Source organism: Fimbriimonadia bacterium (assembly GCA_039961735.1).
Classification (GTDB): Bacteria; Armatimonadota; Fimbriimonadia; order Fimbriimonadales; family JABRVX01; genus JABRVX01.
Window position 1 is genome coordinate 1 of the sequence record JABRVX010000020.1, and the last position, 16,950, is coordinate 16,950.

Below are 16,950 nucleotides of genomic sequence, written 5' to 3' on the forward strand. Positions count from 1 at the left end.
GCCCTTGTCAAGCCTTGTAAGGGTGGTCTCGTGGTGCCCCGTCTCACGCGCACGATCGCCGCGTCCCGAGGGCTGGTTCCCCGCCTTCGCGGGGAAGACAATCCTGTATATGTGTGAATACAAGAGCCAATCCCGTCTTCCTCGCCTCGCGGGAAGACAGCGGGAGCGCAAGTGGTTTCGGTCACGTGGCATCGCCGTCCCGGCGATGCTCCATGTGCCCTCCGGCGAGGACGCCGGAGCCACACTGAGGCCTCCGGCGAGGACGCCGGAGCCACACTGAGCCCTCCGGCGAGGACGCCGGAGCCACACTGAGGCCTCCGAAGGGGAGCGGTGTCCCGTGGCGAATGGAGTGCCGTTCAGTCTCCCACGCGACGCACTGGAGGAACTCCCGAAGTGAAGTGCTGCTCGATGCTTCTACTGCTCGTTCTCATCGCACCTCTGAGCGCCCAGCCTCTACAGACCGCTGGCACCGCCGACCTCGATCTGGCCAGGTTGAAGGACTACAAGGCCCAGCGGTCATCGTCCAACGACCCCGACTTCGCCAGCAACTACGACAACCGCCCGTTGCAGCCGGGCGAGACGCGCGTGCTCTTGGACGTGGACGGCCCCGGCGCCATCACCCACGTCTGGATGACGCTGGACGGCAGCGAGTACGCCTGGCCACGATTGCTCCGACTGCGCATCTATTGGGACGGCGCCGAGCAGCCATCCGTGGACGTGCCGTTGGGAGACTTCTTCGCGGTGGGACACGGATTCGAGCGTAACGTGAAGTCGGCCATGGTCACGAACGTGTCGGAGGGTCGCGCGAAGAACTGCTATTGGCCGATGCCGTTCAAGCAGCACGCCAAGGTGACCGTTACGAACGAAGGTGCAGAGCGAATTGGGCTGTTCTACTTCCAGGTGGACTGGCGGAGCCTGAGTAACCTGCCAGATGACGTCGGCTACTTCCACGCCCGCTACACCCAGTACCAGCCCGGGCCGAAAGGGAAGAACCTAACCGTCTTGGAGACCACCGGACACGGTCATTACGTCGGCACGGTCATGTCGGTCGTCACCAATCACTTGGGATGGTTCGGCGAAGGCGACGACTACTGGTACGTAGACGGCGAGGAGAAGCCCAGTCTGGAAGGCACCGGCACCGAGGACTACTTCTCGGACGCATGGGGCTTCCGCGAGGACAACGCGCTGTATGCCGGAGTGCCCATCTACGAAGGGCACGGTATGGGCTCGCGCATCACGGCGTACCGCTGGCACATCGCCGACCCGGTGCCGTTCCAGAAATCGCTTCGTTTCGAGCTGGAGCACCGAGGGTGGGTGCACCGTGACGACTGGTCGGTGGTGGGCAGCTTCGAGGAGCGTGACGACTACTTCGCTCTGGTCGCCTTCTGGTACCAGCTACCGCCCGTGCCCGCGGGTGACATTCCGGTCGGGGCCGCCCGGCTTCCGTTCGGCAACGCGACGATCATTCAGCCCGAGGTCGCGCTGGACGCCGGCAACGTGGAGCTGAGCGGCGGCGAGGCAGTGGTGCAGACCCTCGGCTGGACGCGCAAGATCCTGTTCTTCCGCGGCAGAGAGGTGGGAGCGAAGGTGATCGTTCCGTTCGAGGTGGCTGAGGACGGCACCTACGAGATCACCCTCTCCATGGTGCACTCGTACGACTACGGGGACTATCGCGTGACGCTGGACGACGAGAAGGAGGGCTCGGGCCTGCCGCTTTACTCCGCCGACACGGTCACGGGCAAAGAACACCGCTTACCCAGAGTACAGCTTCGCAAAGGGGCGCACTGGCTCACTTTCACGGCCGCCGGCAAGAACGACCGGTCCTCGGGCTACTTTCTAGGCCTGGACGCGATCGTGCTCTCCCGTACCCCGGATCTACCCGTTTATCCGCCGAAGTAGGTCGGGACCGCGTCGGGCGCCGAGGTTGAATGGGATATAATGATCTTGTGGGTTACATAAGTCTCAACGGCGAGGCTTCCTGATGAGTTGCCCTGACGAACTGAACCCCTCAGCGCTGATGGAGATGCACGAGGCCGTGATCTCCTATCGGGAGGAGCACGGTGCCCCTCCGGACACCCCCAGCGTTCTCACGTCCGAGGACGTGTCGGATCAGGACTCCGCGGAACCTTTCTTTAGGGCTTCGCGCGCTGCGGCCATTCTCGATGCCTGTCCAGACGAATTCCACGCCCAGCTCGCACTGAGGGAGATCGGCATCCAGTTCCCTCGCTCGCTGGTTGTGTCGGTGCAGGAGTTGGAGACCGAGGCCGCGTTCCAGCAGGCGCAGGCCGCCATGCCCCCAGGGCCGGTGGTGGTCAAGCTTGCGCTGCCAAGGGTTCCTCATAAGTCCGACTTCGGCGGCGTTCGTTTCCTGGATGCGCCAGACCGCATCTCACTACTGGTTTTCGTAGACGAGGTGTCTAAGAAACTCGGCACTCCAGTCGAAGCGGTAGAGGTGAGCGAGCGTGTCAAGGTGCCCTATGCGGGCGAGGGGTTGCTGGCGGCAACGTGGGACGACGAGTTCGGCACGGTCGTCACTTTCGGTGAAGGTGGCACGCTGACGGAGCTTCGTCGAACTACGGTATCGTGGATTCCCTCGCAGGACTTCAAAGCGCGAGACATCGAGAGACTCCTGCTCAGTCTGCCGCTAGCCACTCACTGGTTCCGCGGCTTCCGTGGGAACCCACCCCTGGTGTCGCCTGGTCCGGCCAGCACGCGAATGTTCAACTTCGGGATCATGGTGTGGCTTTTCAATATGAGCGGTAAGGGCCGGGTGATCCGCGACCTGGAGATCAATCCGCTGGTGCCATCGCCTACCGGTCCCTACGCGCTGGACTTGCTACTCAACGTCGGAGAGTACCAAGAACCGGCCAAGCAACGTCCCGACCTTCTTCGCCTTAGCCGAACCATGCACGGTTCCAAGCGCATCGTGGTGGCAGGGGTCTCGACCTCCGACACCTCCAACCTCGGGCGGACGCTGTTCGAGCGGTTGACGCGCGAGTTCAAGGGCGAAGCGGTGGCAGTGAACCCGAAAGGCGGCGAGGTTGCGGGCAGGCCCGTGTACAAAACGTTCGCCGAAGCCCACGAGAAGACTGGCCCGGCGGACCTCGCGGTGTTCGCGGTGCCGGCGCGCTTCACCAGCGCTTCTTTGGAGGAGGCCTACGAGGCATACGGGCAGGATATCGGCTGCGCGCTCATCGTCACGGGCGGCTTCGATGAGACGGAAGCCGGCGCGGAGGGGGGCGCAGAGCTTCGCAGGGTAATCGCGCGCTACGGCAGCATTCCCGTCATCGGCCCGAATACCATGGCACTCTACTCCAACACGGGCTCGGACGGCGACGTGAAGGTGGACTTCCTACCACCCGATCGGATGACCATTCCCTCCTTTGCAGACCCGTCGAAAAATAACCTAGCACTGGTAGCGCAAAGCGGTGCTAGATTCGTTTCGTTCTTAGACAAGACACCCCATCTCGGTTTTCGCTGGGCGCTACTGCTGGGGAACTCGTATCAGGTGGATGCCGCAGACGGCCTCGAGTTGGCAGCGGCCGACCCGCACGTGAAGGTTGTCAGCGCCTATGTGGAGGGCTTCGGCCCCGGTGCCGGGCGCAGATTCTTCACGGCAGTAGAGCGTTGCGTACACCGTGGCAAGACCGTGATCGTACAGAAGGTGGGCAAGACGGAGAAGGGTGCTGAGGCGGCGCGCTCTCACACGGCCTCCATGGGTGGTTCCTACACCGTCTTTCGCTCTGCCATGCAGCAGGTAGGTGCGATCGTGGCTGACAGCGACGATCGCTTCATAGACTTGTCCGAGATGGCCTCGCTGTTGGCCGATCGAACACCGATGGGTAACAAGCTGTTCGTCGTGAACAGCGCAGGATACGAAGGGGTGCTGGTGGCCGATGCTGCTGCAGAGTGTGGGCTCGAGTTGCCATCGCCTACCAGAATGGCGCATCCGGAGACGATAGTCGAGAAGCTGTCCGTGTACCTGAAGGGAACGATAGACCCGCACAACAACCCGGCGGATGTTGGGCCGATGACACCGGATAAGGGGTACGTCGAGGCAGTCGAGGCAGCGCTCGCCGATCCGCTCTACGATATGGCACTCGTGGCGATCACACCTCACGGAAATGCGATGATCGGGACGCTGCCACCCTACGAGGGAGAAGGGAAGATCGGTCCTCTGCTGGTGGGCCTTTGGCAGCGAACGACCAAGCCGATCGTCGTGTCCATCAACGGAGGGTCGCTGTACGATGGACTGGATAGGTACCTGGGAGAACACGGCATACCCGTGTTTCGTGGTGCAGAAAGGGCCGTGTATGCGCTAGCAGAATGGGTGAAGCAGCGGCTGGCTTTCAGAAAGTGATAAGGGGGTAGTAATGACGCACTCCGCACGACAACCGATCGTTCCTGGCAGGCATCTCATGCTGGGTGACGAAGCCATCGCGAAGGCCGCATGGACGCGGGGTCTGAACGTCTTCGCCGCCTACGCAGGCACCCCTAGCACGGAGATCGGGGAGACTATCGGCACGCTACCAGACCTGTATGGCGAGTGGAGCACCAACGAGGCCGTGTCGGCAGGGGTTGCGCAGGGGGCGGCTTATGTCGGCGGTGCCTCGATGATCGCTTTCAAGCACGTGGGTGCGAACGTAGCCGCAGACTACATCAATAACTTCGCCAGAACACGTCTGCTAGAAGGCGGAGCGCTAGTGGTAGTGGTGGCGGACGACCCAGGGATGCACAGCTCGCAGAACGCTCAAGACACTCGCTTCTTGTTCGCATATATGGCCGACATGCCCATCCTATCACCTGCCGATAGTCAGGACTGCTGGGAGATGACTCGCGCCGCCCTAGCGATGAGCCGCGAGCTCTGTTACCCCTTCGCGCTATGGATCACTACGCGCATCGCACACTCGACTACTCTCGTGGAGGTTTCTGAAGACGAGGCAGTTCGCGAGCAGCACCCCGTTATGCAGTTCGTGCCAGAGCCTCACCACAAGTCGGTCCCGGCCAACGCCATGCCATCCAACCGACGCGTGGTTACCGAGTTCCTACCGCGTCTGGCAGCGATGTCCGACGCATCGCCGCTAAATAGGCAGAGCATGCGCAGCCGTCGGCTGGGAGTCGTCTCGACGGGCGTCGCGACTCGCTACGCACAGGAGATGTTCCCCGAAGCCTCCCATCTGCAAATCGGCTTTCTGTACCCGGTGCCGAAAGAGACGATCCTTCGCTTCGCGAGCCAGGTCGAGGAGGTCATCGTCCTGGAAGAAGGTGCGAGGTTTCTCGAAAGGGAGGTTCGATTGCTCGGCGTGAAATGCCGTGGCAAGCAGGACCCATGGTGCGGCGAGGAGCTGGAGCCCGCCGCGGTGCGGCGCTACTTTACGGGCCTGGACTTACATCCGCGAGAGCCCCTGAGCATCCCGCGACGTCCGCCCGTGATGTGCCCCGGCTGCCCACACAACGCTACTTACGAGGTACTTGCGCTGCTGGACAAGGAGCGCAAACGCAAGCGTCTACCGAAGGTGAACCGGGCGGGCGATATAGGATGTTACTCGCTCGGTGAGATGGGAACTCTGACATGCATGGGCGCCAGCATCACCCATATGCACGGCATGGTGTGTGGCTTGGAGCAGAAGTGGTATTCGGCTTCGACGGCGGATGTTAGCTCTCACATCACGGGCCCCCTCGCCGAGCAGGACCTCGTTCGCTGGGAGGACGGCGAACTGCGTTTGAAGGGCGTGGTGACCAGACCGAAGTACCGCACTGCCTGGCGCGAGTTGCTCAAGTCGTTTCCACCCGAGGTTAAGAAGCTTGCGCGCGAGCTCTACGAGAAAGCCAACGACGAGATTGGCGCCAACTGGGCGCTCATCGGTGACTCCACGCTGTTTCACTCCGGCTCGCCTGGCATTCTGAACATCACACACAACGGCGGCCGCGGCAACATCCTAGTTTTCAACAACAGCTACACCGCCATGACCGGCGGCCAGGATCACCCAGGCACCGCGAAGACGATGCGCGGAGAGAACGTGTCTGCCCTGAACATTGCTAATTACGTGGTCGGATTGGGGGTAAAGAAGGCCAACGTAAAGGTGGTGGACCCCTTCGACCTGAAAGGCACGCTCGAGACATTCAAGAAGGAGATGGCGAAGCCCGAGCTGTCTGTGCTGATCACCAACCGCGTGTGCAATCGAGAAAGAGACCTATTCCGCCCCGGCGAGGCATATACCATCGATCGCGAACGCTGCATGGCGTGTGGTATCTGTTTGGATCTGAACTGTCCAGCAATAGCTATGGCGGACGGGAAGCCCGCGATCCGCCCCGACCTCTGCACGGGGTGCTCGGTGTGTGCGCAAGTGTGTCCGGAGAAGTTCAGCGCTATCCATCATGGCAAGGACTACACGTCGCACGTGTCGGACAGTCTGGCACCGATGACGAAGTTGGTCGCACCGCTTACCCATGAACGCCGAGCTGTTACGAATATCCTTGTCGCAGGTGTTGGTGGGCAGGGAGTGCTTACCGCGAGTGCCATCATCGCTGAACTCGGGCTCAATCACCTGGGGTACGCAGCAAAGGCAGACGTACACGGCATGTCTCAGCTCGGTGGCGAGGTGAACAGCCATGTTCGTATCGGTCGCACACCCATCCTTTCGCCGGTGATCCCCGCGGGCGAAGTTGATATCATCCTGGGACTGGAGCCGATGGAGGCCGCTCGCTACGCGCACATGTTGCGGCCGGATGGAGTGGTGCTCGCTTGTACACACAAGGTGCCCTCTGCGGTGATGGCCCGCGGCAAGGCTCCCTATCCCGACGATGTGTTGGATCGCCTCGTCGAGATGGGCATCAGCGTAATTGCCCTAGATGCCTGGGCCGTGAGCCTAACGCTAGGCGATCCCCGGGTCGTCAACTCCTACATGCTGGGGGCGCTTTCCCAGTTCCTGCCGCTAGCGCCCGACATCTGGCGTCACGTGATTGCCGAACGCCTGCGAAAGGGCGCCGACACGAACCTCACGGCCTTCGATATGGGACGCAACGCCGTTCAGTTGCCGCCCGAGTTCGAGCCCTTCGGCCCGGAGCCTGCCACGGTCAGGGGATAGGCCTCTCGACTTTGCCCGGCTAGGACCGATCGGAACAGCCTATCTGCATCCCGAGTCTGGTACCCTTGATTCCGACTCCGAGAGGGGTAACCGTGGTAGAAACCGATACGCACAAGCTGCTTCATAAGCTGGATGATCACCGCTGGCTGATCCCCAAGAGCGCACGGCCCTGGATGCGCACGGACGGCATCATCTACGCCAGCGAGACGCTGCTGCAACACATCCTGGCGGACAAGGCGCCCGAGCAGGTGGCGAACGTTGCCGCGTTGCCGGGCATCGTGGGCCGCTCGATGGCCATGCCGGACATCCACTGGGGCTACGGCTTCGCGATCGGTGGAGTGGCTGCAACCGATGCAGAGACGGGAGTTATCTCACCCGGCGGTGTGGGCTTCGACATCAACTGCGGAGTGCGGTTGCTACGCACTGACCTGAGCGAGACCGAGGTGAAGCCGAAGATCAAGGAGCTGGTGGACCAAATCTTCCGCGATGTGCCGACGGGCTTCGGCGGCCACGGGCAGATCACCCTCGACGCATCGGACCTGAAGAAGGTGCTCACCGAGGGTGCCCGCTGGATGATCGAGAACGAATACGGTTGGGAAGAGGACCTCGACCGCAGCGAGCAGCAGGGTCACGTGGAAGGCGCCGACCCGGACGCAGTGACCAAGCGGGCGATGGAGCGCGGAAAGCCACAGATCGGATCGCTTGGCAGCGGCAACCACTTTTTGGAGATTCAGGTAGTGGATCACATATACGACGAGGTCGCCGCACACGCCTTCGAGATCGACCGCGTCGGTCAGATCTGCGTGATGATCCACACCGGGTCCCGGGGCTTCGGTCACCAGACGTGTCAGGACAACCTGGACGAGATGCAGAGCGCCATCAAGCGATATGACATCGAGCTTCCCGATAGGCAGCTCGCGTGTGCGCCGGTCAAGTCGCCGGAGGGGCAGCGATACCTGACAGCGATGGCGTGCGCGGCCAACTTCGCCCTCGCGAACCGTCAGGCCATTGCCCACTGGGTGCGCGAAGCGTTCAAGAAGGTGTTCAAGAGCCAGGCCAAGAAGCTCGGCATCCGGCAAGTGTACGACGTTGCACATAACATCGCCAAGTACGAGACGCACGTGGTGGATGGTAAGGAGCGACGTGTGTGGGTGCATCGGAAGGGCGCGACGCGCGCCTTCGGGCCCGGCAACCCCGCCGTCGCAGCGAGGTATCGGCACGTCGGCCAGCCGGTGTTGATCCCGGGTGACATGGGTCGCTACTCCTACCTGTTAGTGGGCACGGAGCAGGCGATGCGCGAGACCTTCGGCTCTACGTGCCACGGGGCGGGGCGGCTGATGAGTCGCAACAAGGCGAAGCAGACGATGGCCTCGTCGGACGTGAGCAAGTGGATGCAAGAGCAAGGTATCTACATGCGAGCGAAGGACAAGGGTCTGATTGCCGAGGAGGCCAGCTACGCGTACAAGGACGTGGCGGACGTGGTCGAGGTTTGCGAGGCCGTCGGTATCTCCCGCCGCGTCGCCCGCCTCCGCCCGATTGGAGTGGTGAAGGGCTAAGCGAGCTCGACCGTCACCTCGTCTGGGCTAACTCCTATGACTGTGAGCAGCCGGATCGTCCAGCGAACAAGTCTCAGCGCCTTGGCGTGGACGTTGACGTAGAACGATTCTTGACCGCCGGTGCCTGTGAGTTCCCTGCTCGCCCGGAACCGCACTCCGGTCCCGTGCAGTGGCGACCGGGCAGCAATGTACTGGCGTGAGGCATTGGTCTGAGTTATGGGCAATCGCTCAGTGATTTGCTGAAAATAGGTCTCTGCCACGGCGCACAGCAAGCCCGCATAGGACGTGACAGCAAGAGGGTCTGCGCGTGACGGCACCGCGACTGCCCGCACCTTGGGAGCGTGCAGATCAGGGGCCAGCTCGCTCAGTTGCCGCTCCAACTGCGTTAGCCCAATAGCCTGCAGCTGCTCGGGGGGCTTGCTGGAAGTCAAGGAGTCCGGCGGGGTGCGATGCCCCTGCGGCGGCGGAGGGAGCTTGCTGGAGGCTTGGGTGTCCAACTGCTCTAGGAAGAGCAGCGCACAGGTTCGATGGTCCTCGCGTCGAGACAGGTGAAGTCTCGCCTTCTGTGGCTGCGAGACGTTGTTGGGGTCCAGGAATACCCACTCGTCACCGTTGGTCATGACGCCGAGCACTGCTCCCGTCTTAGCGGCATAGACGGCGAGCTGCCAAAAGTCGTCCTTGAGCTTGGCACCTAGACTCTTTGCCTCGATCAAGATCAGGGGCTTACCATCTCGCATCAGGGCGTAGTCCGCAGACTTGCCCTCCACCTTGTACTCCACGCACACCTGCTCCGGGTCGGACACGTCCCAACCGAGGAGGCGCAGTACGGGGTCCACCAGGCAGGCTCGCGTCGCAGCCTCGTTGTTGGCCAGATAGTCCCTGTGCTTCTCTGCACGCTCGCGCAAGCGCTCGATGAGGCAGATGAACTCGGACAGATAACCCATCGCAAGCCCTTCGTATTCAAGATGTTGATTGAAGCGGTTCTCCGCCTCTCTCAGGTTTCCTGCCGCCGGACGGCGGGCCCCCGATTTGGGCCTGCGCGAGCCTTGCCCTCTCGCACGCCGTGTCCTCTTGCGATCACCCACCACGGTCGCGGCATCCGGCTGCATGCTTCGACGAGCTCAGCATGACGGTAGTGTATGGTAGGATGTCCGCAATAGGTCAATGACGGACAGCGACGACGTGGCAGACAACAGCTATCCGCGACGGGCTGAGTATGACGAAAGGAGGCCGGTCCTGTCACGGATCCCCGTGCGTGCCGAAGCCGACGAGGACGATGTTTAGGTCGCTGATACCTACCACGCCATCCTCGTCCAGATCGGCCAGCGCATCCTGCCGTCCGAAGAGATTGAGGATGCGGTTGAGATCCAGCAGATCCACGCCGTTGTCAGGGTTTGCGTCACCATTCGGCAGGACCATTTCCACGTTTTGCACGTTACCGATCGAGGTGTCGACCGGCACTGTTCTGCGAAGCCAGTGGGTGTGCTTTACAGATAAGGTGCAGGTTTGCGTCCCTGCCGGCACGGTGAGCGCGAAAGTTCCCGTAGGTCCCAGACTTATCAGTTGGTAGTAAGGGCTTCCACCGTCCAGCGCAACTCGTATCTCCACTGAGGGTGGAATCGGTGCCTGACCGGACAGGTGCATGAAGCGCACGGTGCCCGAGATCGTGATCTCCGGCGCACCATCGGCGCGCGTGATAAAGACGTCCCATTGTCCGTTCGTATCGTCCTCCACCAGGTTGGAAGCGAGGCTCTCGAAGACCACGGACCTTCCGTCACCACTCAAAGCAGGTGCTTTGCTGTCATGGTTACCAGGCAATCCATCTGGCGACGTCGTCAACATCTGAGTGGTGCCGTTCGAGCGATCGTATAGGAACACATCCTGATGCGCGTTGTCGTCCCCGGGTACCAGGTTGGATGCGGCACTGTGGAATGCCACAAAGCGCCCGTCACCACTCACCGATGCGCCCAGGCTGCCGCCGTTCCCTTGTGCGCCGAGTGACGACACGGATACCAGGTGGGTCGTTCCAGATAGCCGATCCCTAACGAACACGTCCTGCACAGCGTTAGTATCACCGTTCGTCAGCGTCCATGCATCGCTCTGGAATGCTACTGTGCTGCCGTCCGCGCTGATCGCAGCGTTCATGCTATCACCATTACCTTGCACCCCGCCGGATGAGACACTCACTCGCTCCGTGGTACCGTTCAACCTGTCCCGCACGAACACGTCTATCGCGCCGTTGGTGTCATCGGGCACCAGGTTGGTGGCGTAGCTGTGGAACGCGACGAAACGCCCGTCCGCGCTGATCGAAGCGCGCATACTGCCTCGATTGCCCTGTGAGCCGGCGGACGTCAGGCTGACCCTCTCGGTGGCTCCGGTAAGGCGGTCGTGAACGAACACGTCCAGTCTGTCATTCGTGTCGTTGGTGACGAGGTTGGTTGCAGCGCTTTCGAACGCCACATACCGCCCATCCGAGCTGATAGCAGGGAAGTCGCTGTCCCCGTTGGCCTGTGCCCCGGCGCTCGAGAGGCTGACACGCTCGGTCGTCCCCAGCAACCGGTCCCGTACGAAGATGTCGCGGATGCCGTTGGTATCGCCCGAGACGAGATTGGAGGCAGAGCTGCGGAAGGCTACGTAGCGCCCATCGGCACTGATCGCCGGGTAGTTGCAGAGGCCGTTCGCCTGGGTGCCCGTGGACGAAACGCTAATCCGTTCCGTAGTTCCTGCTACCGTGTTCCGCACGAAGACGTCGGTAGTGCCGTTGGTGTCGTCCGGCACGAGATTCCATGCACTGCTGTGGAAGGCGACGAATCGCCCGTCACCGCTCACCGATGCGTACGTACTGGCTCCGTTGCCCTCCGTGCCTGCATAGGAGATGGACACCCGCTCGGTTACCCACGCCTGTGATTGAGCCGCAGAGGCGGCCAGTGCGACGAGAAGAAACGCGCGCTTCACCGTCGCTTGTTCCTTTTCACGGAACTGTATGCCGACATGATGGCTCCCATTCTATCACGGCTCTGGTTCAGGCCAGAGGGGAACACGCCACAGGTTCACGAAGTCGCATCAGGGGTAAGATCAGTCCCTGTGACGGGGCGTAGCGCAGTTTGGTTAGCGCGTCGGCTTTGGGAGCCGAAGGTCGTGAGTTCGAGTCTCACCGCCCCGACCAGTCTTCAGGTTACTTCCCGCTTTTCCAGGCCTTCTGCAGAGTAACGGCGTCCCCCACCTTGGGAGCATCTCCAGAAGACACGATGCAGATCGAGTAGCGTGGTCGAAGCTCTTTCACCCGCAGCGTGCCGGCCTCGGCTCTCTCCATGCCCAGCACTTCGCCGGTTTCCGGATCGCGCACCACCTTCGTCGTCCGCACCACCGCCAGCGTGTCGCCCACGGCAAGCCCGTCGGACTCGCCCGCGTTCACGAAAACCTGCCCCTCGTCCACGTCAATCACTCGTGCAGACCACGGCAGGTCCGCGATCTCGCCCGTCAGGTTCTTGACGGCGCCTTCGATGGCCTTGGTGGTGGCCCGGCCCAGTGGGCTCGCGTTGAACACCTCGACATTCGACAGGATCGCGCTCACGCTCGCGTCGAAGCCGACCGAGCCGGCGGTGGCCCGGCCATCCCCATCCTTCGAAGCGACGACTTCGCTCGTGAATGGGTCAATGGCCCGAAGGTTTACGCGGCAGAAGCCTTCGGTCACGCGCCCGCGGACCTTCCCGACGCCGCTCACATCGAACCCGACCCCGGCGCCCCGCTCGCTGAACGTGAACTCGGTGATCACGGCCTTGATCAAGAGCTGAGCAGGCTGGATTGGGAGCCGGTCGCGCTCCTTGCCGGCTTCCGCAGCGATGCCGCGCTCCTGGCGGATCTCGTCCAGAATCTGCCGCTCCAACACGATGAAGCGCCCCGTCTTATTCAGCTCGTCGCTGATCTTCTCGATGAGTCCGGCACGGAACTCGGCGGGCATCTGATAGGAGCCGAAATTGTAGGTGTTGGGCCGAAACTCGATGTCTATGACGGCGACGCGTATCTTGGGCCCGGGCGACGCCTTGTCCTGTCCCTGCGCCCAGGCGCCGAGCAGCAGCGCCACTGCAGCGATGACCACGGCTACACGCATAGCGAACCTCCCGCCACCGCAGACCGGCTTGCGGCGGCTCTCCCAGTATTAGACGTCGTTTCCCGTCCGTTGTGTCAGCCCGGCGATCCTCTAAGGCACGAGTTCGACGACGATATAGTCTAGGCCCATCATGTAGCGCTTGATCGTCTTTTCGTTGGCGCCAACGATCTCGGCTTCCAGGATGTTCTCACCGCGTTTCAGGTCCACCACCCCGATCACGCGCTTTTCGTACACTATGCCGTCGTTGTAGAAGTCAACGGGTCCGCCGACCTTCTGGCCGTTGACGTAGAACTGGATGATCCCGTAGTCGGCAGCCTTGCAGAAGTTACCTACGATGGAGAACGGTGCACTTCCCGGTGCCTCGAAAGCGAGCTTCAGCCTGTCGCCGGGCTTGCCGTCGCGCCACCACAGGTGCGCGTCGTTCGATGCCACGTCCGCCATCCCTTGGCGCTCGTGAATGCCGCCGGTGCACTCCACAACGCGCAAGTTCTCGCCCTCGATGGCGCCGGGCACGCGGATGCGCTCCGGCACCGGCTGAATCACGAGGTCGTGGACAGACGCGGGCTGAAAGCCGTCCGTACTCTCCTTCGTGGCATACCAGTACACCGTCACTGCGTAGTCGACCTGCGTCTGCTGTGAGTGCCAAACCTCCATATCGAAGCGGAACGACGTGTTGAACGGGTAGTCGTCCAAGATGTGGAAACGGTTGACCAGGGTATGTCCCTTATTGCCTGGCCCGTCACACCTCGGCTGGTTGTGGTACAGGTGGAAGAAGGGAGTCGGATTGCACCAGGCATAGCCGTAGTAGTCTTCGGTCCCCGTGCCGAAGGTGCTCGGGAACGTCTCGCCGTCAATGTATATCTTCTCGTCCCCTTCGCCCCACCATGGCGACACAGGGTTGGTGACGTGCAGGGAGTTGCCCACGAAGATGCCCCTGCCGGTCGCCGTCAGGTAGTTCCAATCGCGCATAGGGCGTGTGGGCATTTTTTCGGTGCGCCACTTCGCGTGGAACAGAAGGCGGCTCGGGTCGGCCTTCCTCGGCTGCACCGCGGCACGTCCCTGGAAGCGGACGGGCTTTTCGGTGTTGTTGCTGATGCGCAGGCGGGCACCCTGCTGGAACGGCATGATCCATCTACAGATCATTTCTCCGTTCTCATTGACCTGCAAAGGAACGGCGTCAAACGGATTGATACCGGGTGCCGTCCCGAAGAAGTCTCCGACCGGCGCCCAGATGGTCTCCTTGCCGTCGAAGACCCCGGTCAGCACACACCCTCTCAGCGCCTTGGCCACATCCTCCGCCTCGCACCTCAGGACGAAGCCCGTGATGTCGGCAGGTCCTTTCGCTTCGAAGATGGTGGCCGATCTGCCCGGCTCGATGGTGACGGCGATCGGACTCGGAGATCCCAATGCCGACACTGCCTGCCTGGGTTCCATCAGCTCCTTGGCCAGGTCGTGCTTCGCCACGGCCTCTTCCGCCTGTGCCATCGTGAAGCTGCGCACCAGCGTGCCGGATGGGTAGGTCCGATAGTTGATGTGATAGTAGACATGCCTCACCGCGGGGTCTTCGGAGAGCGTGACCTTGCAGTGCCGAGAGTAGGGGATAGGGAAGTAAAGATTCCAACCCGAGGACCTTACGTGAGCAATCGGGTCGAGGAACGGCTCGGTCTTGCCGCTTAGCAGGTCCGCCAGTTTCATCTCGATGGTCGGCTTGTCCGAATTGTCCAAGTAGAACCTAACTGTGCCGGCAGGGTTCGCGGACCAGATGCGCACGATGACGCCTGGGCCGGCCGCGTCCATCATAACCCACTCCTCGCGGTCGCCCACCTTTTCGCTTCGGATGTATTGCCCGGCGTCACCGTTGGCAAACCAATTCTCGGTGGGCGACTTCGCGGCCCGGTCATAGCTGCTCGCCTGCCTGGTGATGTATGGGGGATGGGGGAAGCGTGTCAACCGGTCCAGGGACGTCATGTCCGAGATCAGCCTATCTACGGTGATCGGCACCGATGCCTGGGCAATTGCCACGAGGGATGTTGCGATGAGATGGTACACGGTGCTTGGCTCCTTCTAGACTGCACTCATGCTGGGTTCCCGCCTTCGCGGGAACGACAAATGATTTGCTGGGATGACAGGTACCAGGGTGAACACGAAGCTTACTCTGTCATTCCCGCGAAGGCGGGAACCCAGGGTGTGCAAACCTTCTTCTCCTCCCGCTTCGCGTCCCCTACCACGGGCTCCTGCCGCAGGGACGGGTCAGAGGACGTGGAACCGGGGAACATGCGTGACCTTGTCGCCCTGGAGCGCACGATCGTAGCATGCGCCCGCTGTCCGCGGCTTGTCGAACACTGCCGCCACGTTGCGGCGGTCAAGCGAGCGGCGTACCGCGACCATGTCTATTGGGGCCGTCCGGTTCCCAACTTCGGCGATCCGGAAGCGCGCATACTGCTGGTAGGCCTCGCTCCAGGCGCACACGGAGGCAATCGGACGGGTCGCATCTTCACCGGCGACCGGAGTGGCGACTTCCTGTTTCAGGCGCTGTTCGATGCGGGTTTTGCGTCTCAGTCGGCCTCGGTGAGCCGGGACGACGGCATGAGACTGTGGGACGTGTACATCACTGCCGTTACACACTGCGCCCCACCAGCCAACAAGCCGACTCCCGAGGAGGTACGCAACTGCAAACCCTTCCTCACTCGCACGCTATCGCTCCTTCCTCGCCTGTGTGTGATCGTGGCACTCGGAAGAACGGCCTACGAGGCCTGCGTGCGGGAGTTGGCTTCCCCTGGCGAGAGGGCGCTACCTTTCTCTCACGGCGCGGAGGCGGTGCTGAGCGGCAAGTCTCTCCTGGCCTCCTACCACCCGAGCCAGCAGAATACTTTTACAGGCAAGCTCACGCCCCAGATGCTGCTTGCCGTGCTACTCCGCGCTCGAGAACTGGCCGACGCTACTGGCTCTCCGCAGGTTGGCTCGGTCCTGTCCCGTTGATCAGGTGGGCACGCTCCAGTTCGAAGCGCATCAGGTTGCCCTCGCGGCTGATACGGATGGACACTTTGCTGCCCGGAGGGCCGTTCAGCAAGTCTTCGAACTGCTTGTGCGTGGCTACGCGGAGGTCCTTGCCGGCAACGTCTAGAATGACGTCGCCTTCCTTGATCCCTGCTTTGGCCGCAGGCGAGTCGGACTTGGTAGTAAAAACTACCCACCTGCCGCGATCGGAATCGAAGTAGGCCCGCAACCCTGGCTCACCGGGCGGCGGAACGAAGCCTCCGTCCGAGATGCGCTCGAACCACAGGTGCCTGCGCCGGTAATCCACCGTCACGTTGAAGTCCCGGATGAAGCGAATGCCGATCGTCCCGCCGGAAGTTACGTCCGCAGAAGGCAGATCGTGGATGCTCCACACTGCGTGTTGAACGGGAATTCCGCCGATGGTGAAGTCGTGAGCCCACCAGTCGAAGCTGTCCGTGGCGCCAGAAGCAACCATCGTCTTGTGCATGTACCGCGGGTCCTCGTGCTCCGAGAACCGCCCGGCCTTGATAAGGTCTTCCTTGTATCCCGCGACGTAAAAGGCGTTGCCCGTGTCGAAGGCCATCGCCTTCTTCAACGTGCCAAAGCCGACCTCCAAGTTGATCACGTCCCTGCCGCTCGGGAGCATCTTCACCAAAAAGGTCGAGGCACCGTCCGGCGTCCGTTTGGTGATGTCAACCTTGTCACGAGGATGGAAGACCAACTTCTTGTCTTTGAAGTTGAACTCGACGACATAGGGGCTGAGGGCCTGCAAGCCCAGAATGCCGTCACAGTGGCGGCCGTAGGCTCGTCCGATATCTGCGACGTGCCACTGCGGCACCTCGATCTCCTTGGCCACCAGATTCATCTCCCCCACGAGCAGGCTCTTCACTTCTACTGTCGGCACCTCGAAGGAGCCCACGAAGTCAATCATCCTTTGTGTGCCCGCCTTGGGGCCCACGTTGATCCGATCCGACAGCAGCAACGCGCCCGAGAACCCGGTGTCGAGAAAGAACGTCGCAGGCTTGCCATTCACGGAGCCCTTCACGAAGATGGCCTCGCCGTCGAAGTCCATCGGCACTTCGACGGCCTTGTCCAGCGCGGGCAGCAGTGACTGCGTCGCCTGCAGGAGCGTCAACGAGAGCAACTTGACCAGGATCAAAGGCCTTCCTCCGGGCAATCGGCGTCGGGAGCGACGCAC

General features: G+C 62.0%; 10 protein-coding genes and 1 tRNA gene. 6 read left to right on the forward strand and 5 right to left on the reverse strand.

The annotated features are described in order from the left end of the window. Nucleotides 1–408 precede the first annotated feature (408 nt). From HRF45_06625 to HRF45_06640, 4 genes are all read left to right on the forward strand, one after another. Nucleotides 409–1,899, forward strand: coding sequence for a DUF2961 domain-containing protein (locus HRF45_06625; GenBank protein ID MEP0766201.1), 1,491 nt, complete (start codon nucleotides 409–411; stop codon nucleotides 1,897–1,899). Nucleotides 1,900–1,981: 82 nt separating this feature from the next. Continuing rightward, nucleotides 1,982–4,360, forward strand: a complete 2,379-nt coding sequence (locus HRF45_06630; protein ID MEP0766202.1) for an acetate--CoA ligase family protein — start codon at nucleotides 1,982–1,984, stop codon at nucleotides 4,358–4,360. A gap of 13 nt (nucleotides 4,361–4,373) precedes the next feature. Further along, complete coding sequence (locus HRF45_06635; GenBank protein ID MEP0766203.1) at nucleotides 4,374–7,088, forward strand: 2-oxoacid:acceptor oxidoreductase family protein; 2,715 nt, start codon at nucleotides 4,374–4,376, stop codon at nucleotides 7,086–7,088. A 173-nt stretch (nucleotides 7,089–7,261) separates the two neighbouring features. Further along, a complete protein-coding gene (locus HRF45_06640) occupies nucleotides 7,262–8,644 on the forward strand; it encodes an RtcB family protein (GenBank protein MEP0766204.1) in 1,383 nt (460 codons plus the stop codon). On the opposite strand, the gene HRF45_06645 is transcribed toward HRF45_06640, so the two are convergent. Together HRF45_06645 and HRF45_06650 are read right to left on the reverse strand one after the other, a co-directional pair. Beyond that, nucleotides 8,641–9,588: a type I restriction enzyme HsdR N-terminal domain-containing protein gene (locus HRF45_06645; GenBank protein MEP0766205.1), complete on the reverse strand. Its 948-nt coding sequence runs from the start codon at nucleotides 9,586–9,588 to the stop codon at nucleotides 8,641–8,643. The genes HRF45_06640 and HRF45_06645 overlap by 4 nt on opposite strands. A gap of 295 nt (nucleotides 9,589–9,883) precedes the next feature. Then, nucleotides 9,884–11,599, reverse strand: a complete 1,716-nt coding sequence (locus HRF45_06650) for a PD40 domain-containing protein (GenBank protein MEP0766206.1) — start codon at nucleotides 11,597–11,599, stop codon at nucleotides 9,884–9,886. A 133-nt stretch (nucleotides 11,600–11,732) separates the two neighbouring features. On the opposite strand from HRF45_06650, the gene HRF45_06655 reads away from it, so the two are divergent. Further along, nucleotides 11,733–11,810 (forward strand) — tRNA-Pro (locus HRF45_06655). A 9-nt stretch (nucleotides 11,811–11,819) separates the two neighbouring features. Here HRF45_06655 and HRF45_06660 read toward each other — a convergent pair. Then, nucleotides 11,820–12,755, reverse strand: a complete 936-nt coding sequence (locus HRF45_06660) for a hypothetical protein (protein MEP0766207.1) — start codon at nucleotides 12,753–12,755, stop codon at nucleotides 11,820–11,822. Between the two features lie 90 nt (nucleotides 12,756–12,845). Next, on the reverse strand, nucleotides 12,846–14,804 hold the full coding sequence (locus HRF45_06665) for a DUF2961 domain-containing protein (protein MEP0766208.1): 1,959 nt from the start codon (nucleotides 14,802–14,804) through the stop codon (nucleotides 12,846–12,848). A gap of 225 nt (nucleotides 14,805–15,029) precedes the next feature. Between HRF45_06665 and HRF45_06670 the strand changes: the two genes are divergently transcribed. Further along, a complete protein-coding gene (locus HRF45_06670; protein MEP0766209.1) occupies nucleotides 15,030–15,734 on the forward strand; it encodes a uracil-DNA glycosylase in 705 nt (234 codons plus the stop codon). Here HRF45_06670 and HRF45_06675 read toward each other — a convergent pair. Next, nucleotides 15,694–16,911: a PDZ domain-containing protein gene (locus HRF45_06675; protein MEP0766210.1), complete on the reverse strand. Its 1,218-nt coding sequence runs from the start codon at nucleotides 16,909–16,911 to the stop codon at nucleotides 15,694–15,696. The genes HRF45_06670 and HRF45_06675 overlap by 41 nt on opposite strands. Nucleotides 16,912–16,950 lie beyond the last annotated feature (39 nt).